The organism is Parabacteroides provencensis (genome assembly GCF_900232875.1).
GTDB lineage: Bacteria > Bacteroidota > Bacteroidia > Bacteroidales > Tannerellaceae > Parabacteroides > Parabacteroides chinchillae.
The window spans coordinates 998422-1021075 of record NZ_LT960489.1 but is presented as its reverse complement, the minus strand read 5'-3'; the positions used below and the strand labels follow the sequence as shown (position 1 = coordinate 1021075).

General features: G+C 36.5%; 21 protein-coding genes. 9 read left to right on the top strand and 12 right to left on the bottom strand.

Annotated elements, in window-relative coordinates; translation table 11 throughout:
* Positions 1-23 precede the first annotated feature (23 nt).
* The 3 genes from nadB to CTY47_RS11080 all read left to right on the top strand — a co-directional run bounded on the left by nadB (position 24) and on the right by CTY47_RS11080 (position 4066).
* The gene (gene nadB / locus CTY47_RS11090; protein ID WP_099464805.1) at positions 24-1601 is read left to right on the top strand and encodes an L-aspartate oxidase; all 1578 of its coding nucleotides are present in this window, start codon (positions 24-26) and stop codon (positions 1599-1601) included.
* 186 nt (positions 1602-1787) lie between these two features.
* On the top strand, positions 1788-2147 hold the full coding sequence (locus CTY47_RS11085; RefSeq protein WP_099464804.1) for a DeoR/GlpR family DNA-binding transcription regulator: 360 nt from the start codon (positions 1788-1790) through the stop codon (positions 2145-2147).
* A gap of 419 nt (positions 2148-2566) precedes the next feature.
* A complete protein-coding gene (locus CTY47_RS11080; RefSeq protein WP_394340717.1) occupies positions 2567-4066 on the top strand; it encodes a sulfatase in 1500 nt (499 codons plus the stop codon).
* Here the strand turns inward: CTY47_RS11080 and CTY47_RS11075 are convergent.
* The 4 genes from CTY47_RS11075 to rbr all read right to left on the bottom strand — a co-directional run bounded on the left by CTY47_RS11075 (position 4023) and on the right by rbr (position 6147).
* Complete coding sequence (locus CTY47_RS11075) at positions 4023-4334, bottom strand: hypothetical protein (RefSeq protein ID WP_143813378.1); 312 nt, start codon at positions 4332-4334, stop codon at positions 4023-4025. The two genes, CTY47_RS11080 and CTY47_RS11075, sit on opposite strands and share 44 nt — an antisense overlap.
* Positions 4335-4366: 32 nt before the next feature.
* Positions 4367-4579 (bottom strand): hypothetical protein, encoded by a 213-nt coding sequence (locus CTY47_RS11070; protein ID WP_099464801.1) that lies wholly within the window; start codon positions 4577-4579, stop codon positions 4367-4369.
* Positions 4580-4590: 11 nt separating this feature from the next.
* Positions 4591-5274, bottom strand: coding sequence for a hypothetical protein (locus tag CTY47_RS11065; RefSeq protein ID WP_099464800.1), 684 nt, complete (start codon positions 5272-5274; stop codon positions 4591-4593).
* 294 nt (positions 5275-5568) lie between these two features.
* Complete coding sequence (gene rbr / locus CTY47_RS11060) at positions 5569-6147, bottom strand: rubrerythrin (RefSeq protein ID WP_099464799.1); 579 nt, start codon at positions 6145-6147, stop codon at positions 5569-5571.
* Positions 6148-6321: 174 nt separating this feature from the next.
* On the opposite strand from rbr, the gene CTY47_RS11055 reads away from it, so the two are divergent.
* Positions 6322-8001 carry a SulP family inorganic anion transporter gene (locus CTY47_RS11055; RefSeq protein ID WP_099464798.1) on the top strand — a complete coding sequence of 560 codons (1680 nt, stop codon included), beginning with the start codon at positions 6322-6324 and terminating at the stop codon, positions 7999-8001.
* A gap of 109 nt (positions 8002-8110) precedes the next feature.
* On the opposite strand, the gene CTY47_RS11050 is transcribed toward CTY47_RS11055, so the two are convergent.
* Complete coding sequence (locus CTY47_RS11050) at positions 8111-9379, bottom strand: Gfo/Idh/MocA family protein (RefSeq protein ID WP_099464797.1); 1269 nt, start codon at positions 9377-9379, stop codon at positions 8111-8113.
* Between the two features lie 177 nt (positions 9380-9556).
* Between CTY47_RS11050 and CTY47_RS11045 the strand changes: the two genes are divergently transcribed.
* Positions 9557-10636 carry an acyltransferase gene (locus CTY47_RS11045; RefSeq protein ID WP_099464796.1) on the top strand — a complete coding sequence of 360 codons (1080 nt, stop codon included), beginning with the start codon at positions 9557-9559 and terminating at the stop codon, positions 10634-10636.
* A gap of 75 nt (positions 10637-10711) precedes the next feature.
* Here the strand turns inward: CTY47_RS11045 and CTY47_RS11040 are convergent, their stop codons facing one another.
* The 5 genes from CTY47_RS11040 to CTY47_RS11020 all read right to left on the bottom strand — a co-directional run bounded on the left by CTY47_RS11040 (position 10712) and on the right by CTY47_RS11020 (position 15302).
* A complete protein-coding gene (locus tag CTY47_RS11040) occupies positions 10712-11164 on the bottom strand; it encodes a porin family protein (protein WP_143813377.1) in 453 nt (150 codons plus the stop codon).
* A 75-nt stretch (positions 11165-11239) separates the two neighbouring features.
* Positions 11240-11920 (bottom strand): porin family protein, encoded by a 681-nt coding sequence (locus tag CTY47_RS11035; RefSeq protein ID WP_099464794.1) that lies wholly within the window; start codon positions 11918-11920, stop codon positions 11240-11242.
* Positions 11920-13161: a hypothetical protein gene (locus CTY47_RS11030; RefSeq protein WP_143813376.1), complete on the bottom strand. Its 1242-nt coding sequence runs from the start codon at positions 13159-13161 to the stop codon at positions 11920-11922. Before CTY47_RS11030 ends, CTY47_RS11035 begins: the two co-directional genes overlap by 1 nt.
* Positions 13162-13171: 10 nt before the next feature.
* Positions 13172-13528: a DUF3244 domain-containing protein gene (locus CTY47_RS11025; RefSeq protein WP_099464792.1), complete on the bottom strand. Its 357-nt coding sequence runs from the start codon at positions 13526-13528 to the stop codon at positions 13172-13174.
* A gap of 157 nt (positions 13529-13685) precedes the next feature.
* Complete coding sequence (locus tag CTY47_RS11020) at positions 13686-15302, bottom strand: hypothetical protein (RefSeq protein WP_143813375.1); 1617 nt, start codon at positions 15300-15302, stop codon at positions 13686-13688.
* Positions 15303-15648: 346 nt separating this feature from the next.
* Here CTY47_RS11020 and CTY47_RS11015 point away from each other — a divergent pair, with 346 nt between their 5' ends.
* The 4 genes from CTY47_RS11015 (at position 15649) to CTY47_RS11000 (ending at position 19653) form a co-directional block, all read left to right on the top strand.
* On the top strand, positions 15649-15951 hold the full coding sequence (locus CTY47_RS11015) for a hypothetical protein (RefSeq protein ID WP_099464790.1): 303 nt from the start codon (positions 15649-15651) through the stop codon (positions 15949-15951).
* Positions 15948-16226: a Txe/YoeB family addiction module toxin gene (locus CTY47_RS11010; protein WP_099464789.1), complete on the top strand. Its 279-nt coding sequence runs from the start codon at positions 15948-15950 to the stop codon at positions 16224-16226. Before CTY47_RS11015 ends, CTY47_RS11010 begins: the two co-directional genes overlap by 4 nt.
* 68 nt (positions 16227-16294) lie before the next feature.
* The gene (locus CTY47_RS11005; protein ID WP_099464788.1) at positions 16295-19027 is read left to right on the top strand and encodes a T9SS type A sorting domain-containing protein; all 2733 of its coding nucleotides are present in this window, start codon (positions 16295-16297) and stop codon (positions 19025-19027) included.
* Positions 19028-19059: 32 nt separating this feature from the next.
* Positions 19060-19653, top strand: coding sequence for a lipocalin-like domain-containing protein (locus CTY47_RS11000; protein ID WP_099464787.1), 594 nt, complete (start codon positions 19060-19062; stop codon positions 19651-19653).
* Between the two features lie 82 nt (positions 19654-19735).
* Here CTY47_RS11000 and CTY47_RS10995 read toward each other — a convergent pair whose 3' ends face one another.
* Together CTY47_RS10995 and CTY47_RS10990 are read right to left on the bottom strand one after the other, a co-directional pair.
* Complete coding sequence (locus tag CTY47_RS10995; protein WP_099464888.1) at positions 19736-20515, bottom strand: radical SAM protein; 780 nt, start codon at positions 20513-20515, stop codon at positions 19736-19738.
* 68 nt (positions 20516-20583) lie between these two features.
* Complete coding sequence (locus CTY47_RS10990; protein WP_233202155.1) at positions 20584-22650, bottom strand: helix-hairpin-helix domain-containing protein; 2067 nt, start codon at positions 22648-22650, stop codon at positions 20584-20586.
* Positions 22651-22654: the final 4 nt, after the last annotated feature.

The following is a 22654-nucleotide window of genomic DNA, read 5'->3' as shown; positions in this document are numbered from 1 at the left end:
TGTGAGCCTAAACAATATGGACGATGGTACAACGATTTGATTTCTTAGTAATAGGTTCCGGTATTGCCGGAATGAGTTTCGCGCTTAAAGTTGCGAGTAAAGGAAAAAAAGTAGCCCTTGTTTGTAAATCCGGCCTTGAAGAAGCCAATACATATTTTGCACAAGGAGGTGTAGCCTCTGTTACAAACCTGATTGTAGATAACTTCGAAAAGCATATTGAAGACACCATGATTGCCGGAGACTGGTTAAGCGACCGGGGTGCTGTAGAGAAAGTCGTTCGAGACGCGCCTCAACAAATCAAAGAACTTATCAGTTGGGGAGTAGATTTCGACAAGGATGAAAAAGGAAACTTCGACCTGCACAGGGAAGGAGGCCATTCAGAATTTCGTATTCTCCACCACAAAGACAATACCGGAGCTGAGATACAAGATAGTTTGATAAAAGCAGTTCAGCAGCACCCGAATATTACCGTATTCGAAAATCATTTTGCCATTGAAATATTAACCCAGCATCATCTGGGGGTTAATGTGACCCGTCAAACACCGGATATCCAATGCTATGGAGCCTATATTATGGATCTGAAAACAGGAAAGATCGATACTTTCCTGTCTAAAATAACCTTGATGGCTACCGGTGGTATAGGAGCTGTATATCAGACGACGACTAATCCTATGGTAGCAACCGGTGATGGTATAGCTATGGTTTACCGTGCCAAAGGAACTGTAAAGGATATGGAATTTGTACAATTCCATCCTACGGCGTTGTATCATCCGGGCGACCGTCCGTCTTTCTTAATCACCGAAGCTATGCGTGGATATGGCGGTGTGCTCCGTACGTTGGACGGAAAAGAATTTATGCAGAAATATGATAAACGCCTTTCCCTGGCTCCACGCGACATCGTAGCCCGTGCAATTGACAACGAAATGAAAAATCGTGGAGACGACCATGTTTACCTGGATGTAACTCATAAAGATCCGGAAGAAACAAAGAAACATTTTCCTAACATCTACGAAAAATGCCTGAGCTTAGGTATTGATATAACCAAAGACTATATTCCGGTAGCACCGGCGGCTCATTATTTATGTGGCGGTATTAAAGTAGATTTGGATGCCCGTTCATCCATTAATAGGCTTTATGCTGTCGGAGAATGTTCGTGCACAGGTTTGCATGGCGGAAACCGACTTGCTTCCAATTCTTTAATAGAAGCTGTTGTATATGCTGATGCAGCGGCAAAACATAGTTTAAGTATTGTTGACTCACTAAATTATCAGGAAGATATTCCAACCTGGAACGACGAAGGAACCCGTTCTCCCGAAGAAATGGTACTTATAACCCAAAGTATAAGAGAAGTAGGACAAATAATGAGTACATACGTAGGTATCGTTCGTTCCGATCTTCGTTTGAAACGTGCATGGGATCGTCTGGATATTATCTACGAAGAAACAGAAAGTTTATTTAAACGTTCCGTTGCATCCAAAGATATCTGCGAACTGCGTAACATGGTTAACGTGGGATATCTGATCATGCGTCAGGCTATCGATCGCAAAGAAAGCCGTGGACTACATTATACGTTAGATTATCCACCAACAAAGAAAAGCTAAATATCCGTTCTAAAATAAAAAACGAGCACCCGGAGACAAGTATTGTCTCCGGGTGCTCGTTTTTTTGTCGCCGCAAATCACGAAAGAGTCTCCTAATAACATAATTTATCTACAATATCCCTCCACCCATGTACTCTTTGATAATTTTCATCCTGAACAAGAATATTATGCGGTTGAGTAAACAGTATCTTCTCTCCTTCAAAAGTAATTCCATTATTCCATCCAGGTGACGTATTATTAATAGACGGCGGAACGTCAAATTTAGAAGTGGCACGTCAAATCCCTGTAGATTTAAAAATGACTATTTACACAAATAGTTTTCCTATTGTAAATGTATTATTGAACCATCCCAATTTGGATATACTATTTTTAGGAGGAAAAATATTCCCATCTTCGCAAGTCACAGTTGGTCTTTCTGTTTTTCAGATGTTACAAACCATACGTCCGGATTGGTTAGTACTTGGAGTATGCAGCATCCACCCTCAGCTTGGACTAACCACCCCCCACAGAGAAGAAAGTATGGTAAAGCGAATAATGAATAAGTAAGTGTTGCCATGAACCGTCCATTCAGAAGGATATCATTTCTTTCTTCTTCAATCCATCTATTATAATTAAACAGCAATGCGGCATTTATCGACAAACGCAATTGAAGAGAGAAATAATAATACAATTCGGCAAAAGCCCGGGTCATAGATGTAAATTGAAAAGTAGGCTCACTATAATCGGCTCTCGGATTATTTTTTGCCAATACGCATATTCACTAATACCAAAATTAATATTCGTCCTTGAAGTCGGATAATAACCTCACAGATATTGTCTGTTTAAAGATACGGTATACTGGTCTTGTTTAGAAACTTCATTGTAATAATCATGCTTATTCATAGAATAAATCGTAGTTTTGTAATTCTAAAAAATAAATTATGAAAACACACCAATTTATCCTACCGGTCACGGCTTTATCTTTTATGGTTTCCGGCAACATACAAGCAACCAACACCCCACAAACACGTCCGAACATTGTATTATTTATGGTTGATGATATGGGATGGGAAGATACGTCCCTCTCTTTCTGGAAAGAACGTACCAAATACAACGACATGTTTGAAACGCCCAACATGGAACGCCTTGCCCAACGGGGTATGATGTTTACACAAGCGTATGCATCCAGTATCAGTTCTCCTTCACGGTGCAGTTTATTTACAGGTAGTAATGCCGCCCGTCATAGGGTAACGAATTGGACACTTGAAAAAGGAGGCTCTAATGACGGCAAAAGTGACATTATAGAATTGCCCGAATGGAATGTGAATGGTATTTGCCAGGTTTCCGGCATACCATTTACTTATCAGGCAACCTCGCTTGCCCAATTATTAAAAGATAATGGCTATCATACCATACATTGCGGAAAAGCACACTTAGGTGCCCGTAATACACCAGGAGAAAGTCCGCATCACATGGGATTTGAAGTAAACATAGCCGGACATGCCGGTGGTGGTCCGGCCACTTATCTGGCAGAAGAAAACTTCGGTTTCCTGGCAAACGGACAAGCTAAAAGCCGTTTTGCCATTCCGGGTCTGGAAAAATACTGGGGGCAAGATATTTTCCTTACCGAAGCCCTGACACAGGAGGCTCTGCTTGCCCTTGATAAAGCACGTCAATATGAACAACCTTTTTTCCTATATATGGCTCACTATGCCGTACATGTACCGGTAGATAAAGATAAACGTTTCTACCAACATTTTATTGACAAAGGATTATCACCAAAAGAAGCTGCTTACGCCGCCCTTGTAAAAGGGATGGACAAAAGTTTAGGCGACCTGATGGATTATCTTGATAAATACAACCTCACAGATAATACAATTGTCCTATTTATGTCCGACAACGGAGGGCTGGCAGCCGAACCCGGCTGGCGTGACGGAGAAGTACATACACAAAACTATCCGCTAAACAGCGGAAAAGGTTCTGCTTATGAAGGAGGCATCCGCGAACCGATGATTGTAAGTTGGCCAGGCAGGGTAAAACCGCAATCCAAATGCGATAAATATTTAATTATAGAAGACTTCTATCCCACTCTTTTGGAAATGGCGGGTATCAAAAAATATAAGACCGTCCAAAAGGTCGATGGCAAAAGTTTCATGCCTCTATTACTGCAAACCGGTGATCCGTCAAAAGGGCGCAGTTTGTTCTGGAACTGTCCGAATATCTGGGGACCTACAGGTCCGGGAATTGGCGCTACCTGTACTATCCGCAAAGGAGACTGGAAGATGGTTTATTATTACGAAGACGGAAACAAAGAATTATTTAATATCAAAGAAGATATCGGAGAAAAACATAATTTAGCTGCAAATAATCCAAGACTGGTAAAAGAGTTATCTAAAGAACTGGGTAACTATTTACGCAATGCAGGCGGGCAACGTCCTTCTTTTAAAACAACAGGGCTGCCTTGCCCGTGGCCGGATGAAATATAAATAGTTGAGAGTAAGCAATACTGCCGGAAAACAAAAAAGCATTTTGTTTTCCGGCAGTTCCACTCTTTGTTTTCATAGTTAATAAAGTTTGTTCTCCAAAACTTATAGTGGTTCCTTTGCTATAAGTTAGACTTGTGGGATTCATATCTTTAAGAGTCAATATTTTTTGATTATAAGGAGATGCAGATTTGACGCTATTATCCCAATATGTAACTTTTGCATTTATAGTTCCTTTAGGATCACGACTACTCACATTATCCCAAAACACAGTCATCGTTTCATCATTATTAGAAATACTCGTCAGACTTGAGGTTGCACTAAAAGAACCACCAGAAACAGTCCATAAAATAGACTTATTTTGACCTCTGTATTCAGATGATAACTAACTCCCTGTTTTGGATAAACATATTCTTTAGTATTTCCGTCAGCTGTAAGAGTTGGATTTTGCGCAAACATACACACAGCATTCATACAAAGTAAAAACATTGTAATCAGTATACTTTTTGTTTTCATAGCATTTAGTATTAAAAGAAGTAAGTTAAATAAAAAGACATCGCTCCCGTAACAGCAGTTTCATAATAAGGATAAGGAATAAGTTTATAACCTGTGTTCATAGCTTCATCTATATAATAATCTGTCTGGTCTTCCCTTATTCTGGACACATACAACTTGTATTTTACTTCAGCCTCCCAATGACCTATTGAATAACGAAGGCCTACAGAGGGTAATAAAGAATAGGCATTTTTACTGACAGAAGACTCCCAGTGTGCCGTACTCTGTAATTCATGAGGAAGTTTATCAGTTGAATTTGAACTTCCTGATACCTCATTCTTAAAATGAGTATATTCAAAACCAAGACCTATAAAGCCGGAAAGATGAGCATAAATAGGTATATTATAGTCATATCCGGCTCCTACACCATAGACATTCCTCCTTTCCCAATTATGTGCAATGTATTCTTCTCCAGATGAATCTTTATGTTTCCGGGATATCTGGAACGGAACATTCAAATAAAATGTATGTTTGTCTTTCAAACGATATTTCAGCACTATTTCTATAGGATGAATGCTATCACCAAATACAGTGTTCAAACTGTATCCCACTCCTACTCCAAACTTTCCTGCTTTTGGCGTATTTTCTTGCGTCTGGCCATAAGAGAAGAAAAAGAATGGGAATAGTAGTAATAATAAACAATATTTCTTTTTCATAATATTTTTCGTTTACTGAGATTCAGATTTACAGATAATATTCCATCTGGCGTTCCTCCTTTCTTTAATTAAATGGAATTTTTTGTTTCTACTATTTCATGCAAATGAATGCCCAAAGCTAACTAAATAAGTTATTGAAATACGGTCTAAAGTCTACTATTAGTAAAATGTCAGTATAGTTAGAATGTAAAAAACCAACAACATATATTATCTAAAAAAAAGATCCCGATCGTTTGTTAAAACCATCGGGATGATTTCTACAAACGATCGGGATCTTTTAAATAAGACTTTGAATTAATAATTCTGTTTCATCGGTTCAAAATAAGCTTGCGGATGCAAACAAGCCGGACACTTCTGGGGAGCTTTTTTGCTTTCAATTACAAAACCACAGTTACGGCACTGCCAGAAAATAGGTGAGTCTTTTTCAAAAACTTTGCCATCCTGTACATTAGCCAATAACTTACGATAGCGTTTTTCGTGTTCTGCTTCCACTTTTGCGATCATACGGAAAGCTACTGCAACTTCAGGAAAACCTTCTTCGTCTGCAACCTTTGCAAATTCAGGATAAAGGTCTGCCCATTCTTCATATTCGCCGGCAGCTGCTGCAGCCAGATTTTCTGCTGTAGTAGCAATAACGCCTGCCGGGTAAGAAGCTGTAATTTCAACCATTCCGCCTTCCAGGAATTTAAAGAAACGCTTTGCATGTTCTTTTTCCTGCTCTGCAGTTTCCATAAATACACCTGCAATTTGTTCGTAACCTTCTTTTTTAGCTACGCTTGCAAAAAATGTGTAACGACTTCTTGCCTGTGATTCTCCGGCAAATGATTTCAGTAGATTCTGTTCGGTACGTGTACCTTTAATACTTTTTTCCATAATGCTAATATATGTTGTGAATTGTAAGCCCTGATAATACCCCTGTAATTAAACAGTTCAAATATATACATTTGTTTTATAATTGCATGATTTTGTTTACTAAATAAAATCTATACGATCATAAATAAAATTTATAACTATCTTTGCAGCTTTATTAAACAGGCAGAAAGAAAAATGACAAGTAAATTCGATTTTCAGCCGAAACTGTTAACCGCGCTGAAAAATTATTCGAAAGAAAAATTCATGTCCGATTTCATGGCGGGCATCATTGTTGGTATTGTAGCTCTCCCTTTAGCAATTGCATTCGGAATCGCATCGGGGGTAAGTCCTGAAAAAGGAATAATTACAGCTATCTTAGGAGGATTTATCGTCTCTTTTTTAGGCGGCAGTAATATTCAGATTGGCGGACCTACAGGAGCATTTATCATTATTGTTTATGGCATCATACAAAACTTCGGTATTGAAGGGTTGGCCATTGCAACAGTTATAGCCGGAATATTGCTTATTCTGATGGGCATATTCAAGTTAGGGACAGTTATTAAGTTTATTCCTTATCCTATCGTGGTAGGCTTTACCAGCGGTATTGCCCTTACTATCTTTACTACACAGATGAAAGATTTGTTCGGACTTACGATGGATAAGGTTCCGGCCGATTTTATCTCCAAATGGATCGCTTATTTTGAAGTTATCCATACTATAAATTTATGGCCTTTATTGATAGGAGTCGCAAGTATTATCATTATTGTTTTAACTCCTAAAATATCTAAGAAAGTACCCGGATCGCTGGTAGCTATTATCACGATGACAATAGTTGTTTATATCCTGCGAAGCCATTTTGGCATTACTTCTATCGAAACTATCGGAGACAGGTTCACCATTCAGGCACAGTTGCCCCAACCGGAAACGATCCGTTTTAATATGGAGACGATTAATTTATTGCTTCCTTCCGCATTTACAATTGCACTGCTCGGGGCAATAGAGTCTTTGCTTTCGGCTACGGTTGCCGATGGAGTAACAGGTGACAAACATAATTCCAATACGGAACTGATTGCCCAAGGAGCAGCCAACGTCATTGTCCCTATATTCGGGGGTATTCCCGTAACAGGAGCAATTGCCCGCACTATGACAAATATAAACAACGGAGGAAAGACCCCCATAGCAGGCATCATTCACGCCATTGTATTACTACTGATCCTGCTTTTCCTGGGACCGCTTACAAAGCATATTCCGATGGCTTGTCTGGCAGGCGTACTTATAATTGTTTCTTATAACATGAGCGAATGGCGTACATTCCGTTCGTTAATGAAAAATCCAAAGAGCGATGTTTCCGTATTGTTAGTAACTTTTCTGCTAACCGTCATATTCGATCTTACCATTGCCATCGAAATAGGCCTTCTTATCGCTATGCTGCTCTTCATGCGACGGGTGGCCGAAACAACCCGCGTGTCTGTTGCAACAGACAGTATAGACCTTTCCGACGAAGGAGAAATCCATCATGACGAAGAAGTATTGATTCTTCCCAAAGGTGTAGAAGCATACGAAATAGACGGCCCTTTCTTCTTTGGTGTAGCCAATAAGTTTGACGACGTAATGCAAATCATAGGAGACAAGCCCAAAGTACGTATCATCCGCATGCGCAAAGTTCCGTTTATGGATTCTACCGGGCTGCACAACCTGCAAAGCCTTGTACGTTTATCCCAGGCCGAACATATACATATAATTCTGTCCGGTGTAAACGAACAAGTACACCGCATCCTGATCAAATCCGGTTTTGAGGCTAAAATCGGAGCAGAAAACATTTGTAGCAATATAGACGAAGCAATCAGGAGAGCGGAAGATTTTATAAAAAAATAAAAGATACCGGAAGGCTTTTCTTTCCGGAAACCCGGAAAGAATCAGAATATATCACAGCAGTCATTTTGTTTTATGCCGATGAAGTTTTTTTCATCGGCATAAAACGGAATCAATGCTCTACAGCAATTACCTTGTTTTCCTTACGGCTCCGTTCGGCAGCAAACGCCATGAGATGGCTTTCCAACGATTCGTCGAGCGGCGTACTCATAAGGGAAGCGTCTTGTTTACGAATGGCTTCTATCCAGTCGTGTATCATTCCGGCATCACCACCACCGTGGCCTACACCTTCATAATTCAATGCATCCACAGCATCCGCCCGGTATGTCTTGGAGACACCGGAAGCGAAATCGGTATGGGTAAACGATTCCATATCTCCGACAATATCACCATGTGTACCCATGATACGGGTACGGCGACCGCTATACGAAGTAAATGCCTCGATAGAGAAGTTGACCGTTACACCACCTTCAAACTCCATCAGCATCATATAATGGTCCGGTTGATTATTCTGGCAATGATAAACACATTTGCCGTAATTGCCGTTCTTCAGATTTTCAAGGATTACCTTACCTTGTTCGTCATAATCTTCAGGCAAATCAAATACATACAGCCACGTACGATCACGATAATATATCTTTAATGCCGAATAAGGGCAAGTTGCTTCTACCGGACAACCATCCGTACAACGGGCCGGAACTCCTGCAGGAGCTTTCTCTGATTTGAAATGTGTCAGGTCGCCGAAAGCTGCCACCTTTGTACACGGTTTACCTATTATCCAGTGAAGTATATCAAGGTCATGGCTCGACTTGGCCAGAACCAACGGAGTACTTGCTTCCGAATCGCGCCAGCTTCCGCGTACATACGAATGGCTCATGTGCACATGGTCTACCGGTTCGAAATGCTGGATACTTACCAATTCACCAATTCTCTTGCTCGACACCATCTCTTTAAGCATCAAGAAATAAGGAGAATAGCGTAAAACATGTGTCAGGCCTACTATCTTTCCCTTCTCTTTGGCATATGCCACCAGCCGGCGGCATTCTTCTTCTGTCTGGGCAATAGGTTTTTCCAAAAGAATATCATAACCTAAATCAAGCGCTTTCATGCAGGGAGCATAATGCAGATGGTCTGGGGTTGCTATAATCACAGCATCTGCGAACTTGGGGCGGTTCAACATTTCTTCCCAGGTTGCTACACAGTTTCCGGCAGGAACGTGATATTTATCCCTATACATATTACGGCGCAGTTCCACCAATTCGGCAATGCCGACAATTTGAAGATCGTCCGGATGTTCAAGTGAATAATCGCCATACAATTTACCTCTTCCGCTGGCTCCTAGTACAATGGCCGTAACGGGGACAGTTGTTTTTTTCTCCATCGAATATTAAGTATTAGATTATTGAAGTTTTCGCCAAATATACAGGATTTTATTCTAAAACAGATCAGACTGATACCATAAGCTTGTTTTGATTTTCAAATAATCCGAATTATTGTCTATTTTTGCATCCGTGTTTTATTTTTAATATTATCTCAATTCTTTTAAAATGTAATATTTATGTTAACTACGAATCCTTTACAAAACAATCGTATTGTTTTTTTAGACTATCTTAGAGTACTTGCGTGTTTTATGGTGATCATGGTACACGCCTGCGAGTTTTTTTATGTAGGAGCCAATGGCTGTTCAATTGCAAACGATACCGATCGTTTTTGGGTAAGTCTTATAGACAGTGCCTTGCGTGCAGCCGTTCCCTTGTTTGTAATGACCTCTTCTTACCTGCTGTTACCTTTGAAAGAAAGCGGTGCCCCTTTCTTCAAACGTCGTTTCAGCAGAGTTCTTATTCCGTTTATTATTTGGTCAGTATTATATGCGACTGTACCCGTATTATACGGAGATATGACTACAGAAGATATGAAAGGAAGCCTTACCCGTCTGTTATTGAATTTCAATATGAGTAGCGGACACCTTTGGTTCATCTATATGTTGATCGGTTTATACATGTTTATGCCGATCCTTTCGCCCTGGTTGAAACAAGCCAGTAAGAGAGGAGAACAAGCTGTATTGGCCGTATGGGCATTTACCACGCTCCATCACTACATACCAACATATACGGATGGTTGGTACGGGGAATGTTTCTGGAATGAATTCCACATGTTCTGGTATTTTTCAGGATATATAGGTTATCTTGTTTTGGCACATTATATCCGTACTTACATTAATTGGAGCTTGCAGAAAAGTATGCTTATCGGAATAATTTCATTCCTTATCGGCTACGGATTAGCCTTCTTCTCATTCTACAACAGAACATTGGAGTCAATAGATTTAGGTTATATAGAAGTTTCCTGGCGTTTTTGTACTCCTCCTGTCACATTAATGACTTTCGGTATTTTCATTATACTAAAGCAAATTTCATTCGATAAAGAATGGTTGTATAAACCGATCCGTACTATCTCCCAGTTAAGTTACGGCATTTACCTAATGCATATCTTTATCCTGAATTTCTTTTATAAGCTCATTCATGAGAGTTGCACGACTCCCGTTTCCATCTTATTGATAGGAATATTTACTTTTATAACCTGCTGCATCGTTTCTAAGCTTTTATCATATATCCCCGGAAACAAATACATTCTGGGATAAACATAAAATCCCTTCACATCATTTGCCAATCAAGACAAATGAGTGTGAAGGGAGTACATAAAGACTAATAGCCAATTATAAAGCAAATTTATATCCTACTGATATCCCAACTTGAGTATCTTTTTTGTTCAGACAGTTCTGGAATATTGCAGCTCCTATATATACCTTCTTTACTTCCACTCCCGTTTCAGCAGAGAATCCTAGTTGCCCGAGTGAAGCAATTCCAACATAAGGACCTGCACTCAGCCTTATGTTTGTTGTCTGGCTAACCGGCAAACGAAACGAAGCATACACAGGGATGTTAAGGCCTATATTCCATTTGGAGGAAGAGTTTTTCCAGTTATCCCCACTATACAACAATCCTCCTGTTTGGATGGCAAACACATTAGAAACCGGGAATGAAACATACGCACCGGCATGCAATCCCCACTCATACACTCCACCAATACCCGCACGAGGTTCTAATTCAATTGATTTTACCAGCTGAATAGATAAAACAGCGAATAAAATTAAAAATACTTGCTTCATCATTATTTGTTTAACAAGATGTATTTATTAAACGATTTACTGATAAATTTATTACTAACTTATTCATATTTATGTTCATATCGTAAATCCAACATACATATTCCATGATCTATTCCGTTGCTTTCCATCATATCTTATCGGAAAATGTGAAGACAGACCCTTTAATCCAATTTCATAGGAAACACCAATATTAAAACGATAAACACTCATTTCAACACCAGCATTAATACCCCAATCCCATTTAGTAAAAGAAGACAAATCTTTTTTTCCATAAGATTCTGTTTCAAAAATAATCCGATCAAAGGGAGATGAACTTATTCCATATTCTCGATCCATACGTTGCAAATTATACTTACCTTTCAATCCATATGCAACATAAGGGCCAACATTAAGCTGAACAGCAACATGATCATATATAGGCAAACGATAAGAAGCTAATACCGGAAGCTGCATATACATCAATTTGGCATCCATTGTAATCAAGTCTGTATTAACAGGATATTCATCTATATTAACAGAACCTTCCATATTATAAGTACCTTTTTCTTTTAAAAAAAGGCCACTCCTTATTCCCCAACGATTGAAATGATAATCAATACCCACACCAAAATTATAACTGATATAGTCATGACTATTTCGTGTGTTTGAAATATCAGAAATACAAATTCCTACATTTGGAGTAAATGAAAATTGGGCAAAAGCAATAGTATAACTTCCGAGTAGCAGTAAAATACTGAATATAAATTTTTGTTTCATTATCTTGCAATAATGGGTAGATTATACGAAACTCCATTTTCAACATACGTTCTCCATCCGCTTAACTCTCCCGGAGGGTTTATTAATCCAATTCCTCTATTTGACTGAGAATTAATAAAATCTCTATCTAAGATAACTTGTACAATCTCATCATCTTCATTTTGAAATGGAATACTTGCTGCAATTGAAAAAATATCTTTACCATCAACCTTTAACCCTAATGAAAAATCCCATTGAGTTTTTTCTCCTTGATCTTCTTCTATAATTTTTAAAGCATTATTTATTTGTTCTTGTCTCCAGTTCGTATTTAAAGGAGTTGAAAAGGATTTCGTTGTTGCCTTCGATATTTCTTCTCTTGTAAAACTTTTACGGAGTACTGTAACAGGAGCTTTTACCCCTCCTGCCATCTCTGGATGAGCACAAGAAATAACCATTTCAGATCCACCTGCAAATACTCCGTCAAGTTGTTTTGTAACTCTCATTGGATTTATATAAAAACTATAAACCATATTGGGATCTGTATCTGGAAACCAACCATTTATTCCAAATCCTTTAGTTTCAACAGATGGTTGATCAAATATTACTCCATTCTTTTCAAACTCTCCATTTTCAAAATTAGGAAGATCACTATAAGCCAATTCATTTCTATTAATAATCCAACCAGAATTTTCGGAAAGGTATTCCTCATCAACAATAATTGTATCTATTCTAATGCTACCATCAGATTGTATACTTTGTTTATATCCATAATTCCACGTTGCATCTTCATCCTCCGGAGCGAATGTTATAACAGGGACTGTTTTTCCATCCCAATTCTTAGAATATGCCCAATAGATTTGTACATCATTATTAGATAAATAAGTAAAAAATAATTCACTATCTATGCCAGTATTTCTTGTATAGTTCAGTTTTTCTGACATCTTTTCAATCAATGAAGAAGTAACAGGTGAACGACGAAGTTTACTTGATAAAGGCTTTATCATATCTGTAAACCTAAATTCTTCATCTAGACCATATTGTAATGATCTGTCAACTCCAGTTTTTACTTCACCCATAATATCTTTATCAATATCTATAGATGCAATAAGTTTTGCAACTGTTTCTAAACCAGAAATATTATCTACATTATTAATTATTTCTTTTTGATTTTTATTTGGTATATTATCTACCAACTCATCGTTAGAACATGCAGTAACATACAACAATATCGCCACTGCAAAAAACACATTCAACTTTTTCATTTTCTTAAATTTAAAATTCAAACAATCCATAAACATTATTCATATTATCTGATATAGAAATCACATATTCACCTTGTAATTTCTTATCTAGTTGTATTGTATACGAAGAAAATTCAATCGCATCTAACACTTCATAATATATTACTTCTTCTGAAAGGCTATAAATAGTCACATATACTAATCCCAAACCTCTATTAAATTGTAGGGACAATTCTTTTACACTCTCTTCAATAGAAGCTTCTATTGGTAAAGAAGTTTCTATTGATTTTTTATTATGTGACCACTTTCCATAGAGTTTTATTCCTCTAGAAAAACAAGAACTAGAAATAAACCACATTAACACAATACTAAATAAAAGTCGTTTCATATCATTACAAATTTTAATGACACAAAAGTAGATTCAGTATAGGAAAGAAACTAAAAATACGATCAAAATAGACAGGACAAGTTATATCTGATAATCAATATATTAATAAAATAAGACAGGACAAACGAACAGACAAAAACAAGAATAAAACACTTATTTAAAGCAAATTAGTCAAGTATGTATATAATTTCATTTTTCCACCTGTAATTCCAAGCTTTAAACGCAACCGCTGATAACCTTTCATAACAGAATCAGGGGCTATATTCATTAAAATGGCAACTGAGTTTGTATCTAAATCAAAGAAAGCAAGATAACAATAACGGAGTTCTGTTGAAGTAAAATCTATATTCATACGTAAAAACGTACTATATACCGGATAATAGATATCATCTACCGTTTCTTGCGTTAATTTCCAATCTTTATCAGATAAAAGAGGCGCGTCTGCTCCCGGAATAACTTTGTCAGAAAGTTTCTTAAGCTTTTTAGCAATCGTAGATAACTGTAATTTTTCCTTTTTAAGTTTTACCAGTTCATTATTTAAGTGCATCATTTCTGCTTTCTTCGTTTCATATATTGTCATCTGTTCTGTATATGATTTTTGTAAATCAAGCAACTCTGTATTTTCTGTAAGTTTGACAGAAAGTTGATCCAACTTAGTTTTTTGTTCTTTTAAATCAACAGATAACTTTAGTAAATGAATATCTTTCTGGGTTAAAGCTTCTTTTTGCTTAACGATCTTAATATTTTTACGTTTTACTATTAATTGATAAATAACAATCAATAATAAACAAATAGTAATCAGCGCAACAATTAAAATAATCATGCGTTGCTTATTTGTATTTAGTTGCATGTTTTTAACAAGGACTTTTTGATGGTTATATTTTTTTTCTGCCTTCATAACATCCATTTGTGTTCGTAAAGTAATAATAGAATCAACAGCTAATACGTATTGCTCCAAATAGGACAATGACAAACTTGTATTTCCCGTTATTTTTTCCAGTTCATAAAAATCATATAATCTCTCAATAGAAGTATCTCCATTTTTCGTAAAAAAAGTAGATGATTTCTGCAAATACAAACGTGCATCAAACAAATTTCTTTTTTTTGCGTATATTTCTGATAACGCCAAATAGTTTGGTGCATTATCCATGCTATCTAATTGAATAGATTTTAATTGATATTTTTCTGCCAAATCAAAACTATCAAGCATGCTATATATATTACCCAATCCATTGTATATATAAGCCATATCATCCGTATTACCCAAAGAAGTTATTATCGTGTCGGCTTTTTGTAAATAAACTAAAGCAATATTTATAGAATCTACAAAAGAGTAGCTCTTACCTACATCACGCAAGGCAAAGGCATAGCTTCTTTTATTGCCTGCTTTTTTAAAATTCTTACCTGCTTCCATATATTTCTCAGCAGCAAACAAAGGCATAGATTCAAAAAGGTACAAATCCCCCATATAGCTGCAAATATATCCTGCCTGGTTATAGTCTTTAGCCCGCAAAGCCATTTCTAATGCAGGTATATAAGCTTTCATTGCATCTTCGTATTCTTTGTCTTCAACATACGAACGACCCAGATACAGACCTATTTCGGCTTGTTGTTTCCGTGTTCCATGCTTTTTATAATAAGACAAGGCACGCGTTAGCTGAGTGGTATAAGGCATTTCTTCACCCAACGTATCGGCTACTTGCCCATATATCATGCACCAGCGGGCAAGCAATTTTTCACTTAGCAGATCAGGAAGCTCTATTGTATTCAACAAGGCGTACGCACTGTCGGGATCGGATTTATATAATGACTCGGCTTGAATAATTATTTTTTTCGCGGCAGTTTCGTCTTTACATCCGGCAGAAAATAACAATAAGGTTAGCAATAATATGCTTATAATGCATTTCATTTGGCGTTCGTTTAGATTGTTGGTAAATATAGAACTAAAATTACGACAATAACATTTCATCGTAATGATTTTTTCAAATTATAACGATGATTTTTCTAAATCATAAGTATGAAATTTTTCAATTGATGTAAACAGTATAAAAATAAATATATACCATATATATTGTATATATCATATACATATTGTATTTTTGTGGAAAATATATAAGACTATGACAACAATTGCATTAGAAAAGAAAAGAAAAAATATAGACCTTTCAGTGGAAACCTTGCAAAAATTATCAATAATAGCAGCTTCGCAGGGTAAAAGTTTAAAAGCTTTCATTGAAAATATTTTAGAAACAAAAGCAAATACTTTGAGTGTGGAAGTTTCAACAAATCCAAGTCCAAGCGGTGATGTATGGTTCAACGATCCACAAAATATAGCATCCGTTATGCGAGGTATTGAAGACGCCAAACAGGGGAGAGCTAAAGCCTACACAATGGACGAAATTAGAAATTTGCTAGATATATGAACTATAATCTAGTATTAACAGATGAAGCCGAAAAACAGCTACTTCTATGGAAAAAATCCGGACAAAAGAAATATCTTTTTAAAATTCTATCTCTATTTAAAGAGTTAGAAGAACATCCTGCCACAGGAACAGGGCAAGTTGAAGCACTAAAAGGAAATCTTTCAGGTTATTGGAGCAGACGCATAAATAAGCATTTCCGTATCATCTACACCATACATGAAGATATTGTAACTATTGAAGTTATATCAATAAAAAGTCATTATGACAATATATAACAATACCAAATATATCCTTTCGGAATACTATAAATAATTAAAAGTAAACTTCTTCACACTATTGTAAGATGAATAAAAAGCACTTTCTCTTTCTTACTCTTCCAATGAGTATTTTATATTCCTTTATTATAGGTATTTCTACTGTTAATGCACAAATCAGCGAAGGCGGACTACCGCCCAGCTTTAATAGCCAAAACACCCTAAAAAATACATTGGCTGCTGTTGAAGTACCCGTTAATTTTAGCGTTGAAGATTTGAAAATTGTAGATGAATGGCAAGTAAGCCAGGGTGCACCTTTACGCGTAGCTAAACTTATAGATGCCAATCTCGATATAATTAAAGACGGAAACCAAATTTCTCTGACCGATAATCAAACAGTATGGCAACTCCGCATACAAGCAGAAGGTGCTATAGCAATTATGCTATACTACAACGATTTCTATATTCCAGAAGGAGGTAAATTATTCATTTATAATACAGATAAGACACAGGTATTGGGAGCATATACATCTGCAACAAATCCTTCGACACAAAAATTTGCTACCGAATTTATAGCGGGTGATGACATTGTGCTGGAATATGTACCTGCAGCAAACAATGCCGAACAACCTCGTATTAATATCGAATCTATCGGTTATGGCTATAACCACTTATATATAACTAAAACGTCTTCATTGAAAAATGCTTCGAACGATTGCATGGTAAACATTAATTGTGAAGAAGGAGACGCCTGGCAAGCCGAAAAAGAAGGTGTCTGCAAAATGATCCAGAGAATAGGAAAAAGCTCTTACATATGTTCCGGTTCGTTGGTAAATAATACAAAAGAAGATCTGACCCCTTACGTTTTATCGGCATTTCATTGCAGCCAGTCAGAATCTAACGTATCAGCCAGTAAAGATGATTACAGTCAATGGTTGTTCTATTTTGGATATGAACGTACACAATGTACAAACTTATCGATTGCTTATAGGCCTAATACAATGACCGGATGTATAAAAGTAGCTTCTACTCCCACCAGCGGAGGTTCCGACGGTTTATTATTGAAACTGAATCAATCCATTCCGGAAAGTTACAATGTGTATTACAATGGATGGGACAGAAGCGATAAAGCAGCTCAATCCGGTGTTGGTATACATCATCCCAATGGCGATTATAAAAAAATATCGACATTCAAATCTCCTGCCAAAACAATAACCTGGAACGATATAAATGGCGTAAGAGGATATAACAATGCACATTGGAATGTTATTTTTGATGCAACAAACAATGGTCAAAGTGTAACCGCCGGAGGTTCGTCCGGATCTCCGTTGTTTAATCAGAATAAACTGATTGTAGGTACCCTGACCGGAGGAGATTCAAACTGCAACGATAGACCGGATGGCAGTAATATTTATGGCAAATTATTTTACCACTGGAATAAATTCCCCGGTTCGGATACAACCCGAATGGACATTTGGTTGGACCCTATCAATAAAGGAGTAACACAACTAGCCGGACGTTATGCAGCCCAAAACAAACTAAGCCCTACCGATTTAACTCTTACGTACAATAATAAGACAGTTACACTGAAATGGAAAGCACCCGAAAATGCCCGGGATATTGAAAAATATGCTATTTACAGAAACAACATATTATTAGACTACACGACTTCAACTACATACACCGACGAATCTTTTGAAGCAGGTTCCCAAACTTATGGAGTTTCGGGCATATATACGGATGGAAAAGAATCTGGCACTACCAATGCTACTATTTTAATTACCGATTATAAAGGCCCTACAAATGTAATTGCAAAAGAAACGGCCGAAAATACGGTATTAGTAAGTTGGAAAGCTCCTTTATACCAGCAAACCATATTCTGGGGAAGCAATACAAATTTCGTATCAATCGGATTGAAAGGTAATCCGTTCTATTTCGGACAAACATGGGATGCAAACGATTTGGCACCTTTTAATAATAAAAAGCTTACAGCTGTCAAATTCACACCTCTTGCAGGAACTTACTCCATACTTATTTTCCAGGGAGAAATGGAAAACAAATATCAACAAAAAATCAGTAATCCTCAATACAAACAGACAAACACAATTACATTGAAAACTCCGTATGTAATAGATGCCACTAAAAATTTGTATGTCACTATCTACGCCGAAAATTACAAAGAAAAAGAATATCCGGCTTATGCAGACGAAGGCCCTGCAATAAGCGGTAAAGGGAATGTAGTATCATACGATGGTATAAAATGGGAATATCTATATCTTCCCGAAGGAAGCGGAAATGCCGTTTTCGATGCCAATTTTGTTGTTGCAGCAGTCGTTACTTCCGAAAAAGGTAGCTTATCAAATGATAAGCTACGCAGCAATCCGGTTGCTGCTTTTCCGGAAGTCACCGGATATAATGTCTATCGCGACCAAATAAAACTAAACAGAACGTTTATAACCGGGACAGAATATCTGGATAAAAATGTCCCTTTAGGAAAACATACTTATTCCGTTTCTGCCGTTTATAATGAAAACGATGAAAGTGTTTTAACAAATGCAGAAAAAGAAATAAACGTAAGTATCGAAGATGCAGGCAATAATGCTGTAAACATAGTGCCTCTCATATTTAATGAACAGGTAAGAATAAACAATGCACAACAGGTTACATTGATCGAAATAATTTCGGCCGACGGTAAAGTTGTAAAACAGATAAAAAATCCTGAAGAAGTTATTTATACCGGCTCGTTTGCTCCGGGCATATATATCTTTAAAATTCATACAAACAATGATATAAAAATTATACAAGCAGCAAAAAGACGGTAAACCGAATCAATACATATTAATATCCATAGAATATGAAAAAGAACATTTGTATTACAGCAATCATTATTGCATCAGCGTTTGGCGTGACAGCATGTAAACAAAACACCGAGTCTAAAACCATAAACGGGACTGTTCTTGATGCCAGTATGAACAATATCGTACTGACCACTTCCGATGGGAGTACTGTAGATATCAGCACAATGGATACAAGCCCCGAAAAAGTTCCGGGTGTATTGATTGATGATTCCGTAAAAGTTACATGTATAGAAAAAGATATGGATGGTACAAAAGTATTAACTGCAACCGGGTTAACAATACTGAGGCATTCTCCTTATTACTACATACAAGGTACGTGGGTAGAACCAAACCCAATTAATGCACAGGAAGTACAAGGTTTTACGCTAAACCAGGACGGAACAGCTCAAAGCGTAAATATGGCTACTTTGGATATTAACGGATGGAGTCTGGATGGAATGTATCTGCAATTGAATTACAAAAGCATAGGAAACAAAATGACTTTTGATGGCATCGATACTTTATCAATAGATAAAATTGATGCGGATTCGCTCGTTTTATCACAAAACGGAGCAATAGCATGGCGTTTAAGCAGAGAAAAAGAGGAGTAAACTATATTCCATACATAGCCAATAATAGTTTTTATTATTGGCTATAAAGACAGTTGTCTAAAAAAACAAAAAACAAGTTTTATCATGCAGAAACAGTCACATCAAATCCTTCTTTTCTAGCTACTTCTGCAATTATTTCCAAATCTTCTCCAGATACTTTCTTTAGATTTTTCACCGGCGTTTCCCGGTCTATAGTATAGATCATTACTTGCTTAGGACGGATTTGTTTTAATGCGTTTACCCAACCTTTAATTTCAGATTCAGAAGTATTGTCAATATGTTCTCCATTTATTTCACCTCGCAAAAACATAGTTTGTATAATAAGCTTACCATTAAAACGGCATAGCTGTTTCAGTAACGAATCAAAATTAAAAGAAGGAGAATTAGGAGCATTTAATTGACGAATCCGGCTATCCAAAACAGAATCTAACTTCAATATATTATCTTCAATCTTGTTTAAAGCCTGAAATACTTCTTCTTTATGGAGCATAGTAGAATTAGAAAGAACGGCAATTTTAGCTTGCGGAAAAAACTGATTGCGTGTATTTATCGTATCATCAATAATACCTCCGAATTCGGGATGCATTGTAGGTTCGCCATTTCCGGCAAAAGTAATCACATCCGGAACTATTCCTTCCGATTGCATATAAGCCAATTTCTGCACTAAAGCTTCTTTTACTTCTACACGGGTAGGAAGTTTACTACGTGTACGACGTTCTTCATTCAGTCCGCATTCACAGTAAATACAATTAAACGAACAAAGTTTCCCGTCCGTAGGTAAAAGATTAACACCTAATGAAACACCAAGCCTGCGGCTGTGAACAGGCCCGAAAATTATTTTATCAAAAAGAATCGTAGACATAACTGTATTTTTGTTTAAGCGGTTCACAATTAACCATCCATAATATGATACAAAACTACAAAAGCCTTTTAAAATTTCCATCTTAACATGGCATAAATATCCGTTTTATCTGAACCTTCTATTTCTTCAAGGTCCGTACCAATAACATTTCTATCCATATAATGTGTATATGCGAATTTGGCAGATAATGATACTCTCTTCAATATATCCCAACGAAAAGTTGTTGATAAACGTAACCCTTTTCCATAAAATGAAGGCATATTGAAAACATACAATATATTTTTCTCATAAGAACTCACACGACTGGAATAATCGTCTGTAAAGAAACAGGCAGTATATAAATCTATCTGAACAGGTAGTGAAGAAGGTTTCCATCCAAAACTTTGAGAGACCATATAACCTTTACTGTTTTTAGTGCTTTCATTGTATACAACAGCATCAGCAGACGTTTTGAAAATAAATAAGGAAGATAAATGATAATTTGCCTGAATCCGGACACGCTGTTGGGTATAAGGTAAAACGACAGTCGTAAATTTATCGGAAAGACTCTCATTCTTTTCTTTTCGTCTGTATTTATAGCGAATATAAACAGAAAAATTTTTTCTGCCTGTATAATCAACTTGCACCATATATTCACGTCCGGTAGAAGGTGAGTCTACTCCATATTTTAACCAGGGAAAACGGAAAAAATCAGCATAAGCCGAACATTTCCAATAGGCGAATGGAGTTAATTGTATTCCCATATACAAACCTTGTTCATTTTGAACAGATGAATTTTGAGAAAAAGCATTACCAAAATAAGCCTGATAACGTCTATCATAATACCTGTATAATAGCAACAAGGAAATATAAGAAGCCGGCATTAATTGAAAAGCGTTCAAAGTTGCAAACGCTTTATTCCGGGAAATAGCTGTTTCACCATAAAACTTCATTTTGTTATTTTTCAAAAGATAATTGATACTTGCATTTATATTTTTGTCACCTCTAAAATAGAATATATTATAAGGTTTCGGCTCCGGCATAATTTTATCTTTTCCAAAAGAATAAGATAAAGCAGTGATTCCTAAACAAACATTTGAAGTATTATATTGTATGTTTCCACCTATTGTTTGCATTTTTATGTTATTCATTTTTTCTCTGTCTCTTTCCAAGCGGTGATATCCGTCTGTTTTAATTGAAGTAAAAATATGGTCTTCAACTTTTGCGTCCAGTTTACGTAAAGAATAGAAAAGGCTAATATCTATGTTTTTCAAATTAACCGTTGCTGCAGTTCCCCGAAAGAAATCATTTTCATTTGTTGAAAAGTGTCTCCTAAATCCGTTTGTGCGTCTTTCCGCCTGAGTAACAATAGTGGTACGACTCAAAGAAAAATCATTGCTTACTACCAAACCCCGGCCAAAAGAAACTTTATAATCACCAATCAACAAAGTTTTCAACATCTTTATATCTTTCAAAAGAAGATGTAGAGAATAATAATCATATCCTTTACGATAACCATTCCAAAAAGGTTCTCCGGCATCCTTTTCAGCAACAACACCAAAATATATTTTATCTTTAAATGAATAGCTGTAACGGAGAGAAGTATAAAAAGGTTCTCCTATATATTTCCGGTTCGGAAATTCCTGTAATATACTATCAGGATATGAACTATATCCCTTCTTTTGTTGAAAACATTTATCATATCTGATATATAATTCATTAGAACCATATTTCAACATGTTTTTCACAGTAACAGGGTAATTATCAACAGGGGTAACACCTATATAAACAAAAGGAAGAAGCAATTCTATTGTTTGAAAATCTAATCCTTCAATATTTTTCAGTTCATATACGGTAGCCATATTGCCATAACGTTTTCTGTATCTCATAATATTATTAATCTGGAAATCCGAAAGGAACGGTAATTTTTTCAATTGTTGTTCTGTTACAGTATTCAGATCAAAAGGATGTTCTGTAAGATAGGATAATTCGGAATATAATGTTTCTATCTTTTCATTATCATCTGTATTTGCAGCCATTTCTTCCATATATTCCATCCACTTATCAACAGAAAAAGAAGTCTGGCCATTAACATTATAACTATTAATTAACAAGTATATTGACATAGTTATAAACATGAACATAAAGTGTCTCATAGTA